This window comes from Mediterraneibacter sp. NSJ-151, assembly GCF_022487435.1.
GTDB classification, from domain to species: domain Bacteria; phylum Bacillota; class Clostridia; order Lachnospirales; family Lachnospiraceae; genus Schaedlerella; species Schaedlerella hominis.
Map to the genome: position 1 here is coordinate 1 of NZ_JAKVPP010000031.1, position 1,214 is coordinate 1,214.

The following is a 1,214-nucleotide window of genomic DNA, read 5'->3' on the forward strand; positions in this document are numbered from 1 at the left end:
CCTGCCGGATTTTCCTGACAGACCGGTACCTCGCTTGCGCCGGGCTTTCCGTTCCCGGCTCGCGCTCTCTCCCTGCGTCCCCACAGTTCTGTTATATCATAGTACAGGAATTTCAACCTGTTATCCATCGACTACGTCTTTCGACCTCGCCTTAGGCCCCGACTTACCCAGCGCAGATCAGCTTTACGCTGGAAACCTTAGATATTCGGCCGGAAGGATTCTCACCTTCCTCTCGCTACTCATTCCGGCATTCTCTCTTCTTAAAAATCCACTGCTCCTTCCGGTACAGCTTCGTCTCTTTAAGAATGCTCCTCTACCAATTAACATTCGTTAATTCCTAAGCTTCGGTAGTGTGTTTCAGCCCCGGACATTTTCGGCGCAGGACCTCTCGACTAGTGAGCTATTACGCACTCTTTTAATGGATGGCTGCTTCTGAGCCAACATCCTAGTTGTCTTCGAAATCCCACATCCTTTTCCACTTAACACACATTTTGGGACCTTAGCTGTAGGTCTGGGCTCTTTCCCTTTTGACTACCCAACTTATCTCGTGCAGTCTGACTCCCATACATCATCTACGCGGCATTCGGAGTTTGATATCTCTTAGTAAGCTTTGACGCCCCCTTAAGAATTCAGTGCTCTACCTCCGCAAGACTCGTATGAGGCTAGCCCTAAAGCTATTTCGAGGAGAACCAGCTATCTCCGGGTTCGATTGGAATTTCTCCCCTATCCACACCTCATCCCCACCCTTTTCAACGGATGTGGGTTCGGTCCTCCATTGCCTTTTACGGCAACTTCAACCTGGACATGGATAGATCACCCGGTTTCGGGTCTACTCTGACTGACTTCACGCCCTGTTCAGACTTGGTTTCCCTTCGGCTCCACACCTTAAGTGCTTAACCTCGCCAGCCAGCGTAACTCGCCGGACCGTTCTACAAAAAGTACGCGGTTCATCATATAAAGATGTTCCACAGCTTGTAAACATATGGTTTCAGGTTCTCTTTCACTCCCCTCCCGGGGTCCTTTTCACCTTTCCTTCACAGTACTATGCGCTATCGGTCACTAAGAAGTATTTAGCCTTACGGGGTGGTCCCCGCTCATTCCCACAAGGTTTCTCGTGTCTCGTGGTACTCTGGATACCGCCATGTCAACTCGTCTTTCGCTTACGGGGCTTTCACCCTCTCTGGCTGGCTTTCCCAAAACCATTCTGCTAGACT

The 1,214-nt window shown here is 50.2% G+C and carries 1 rRNA gene; it reads right to left on the reverse strand.

The annotated features are described in order from the left end of the window. A 23S ribosomal RNA gene (locus tag LQE94_RS16110) occupies positions 1-1,214 on the reverse strand; the annotation flags it as partial.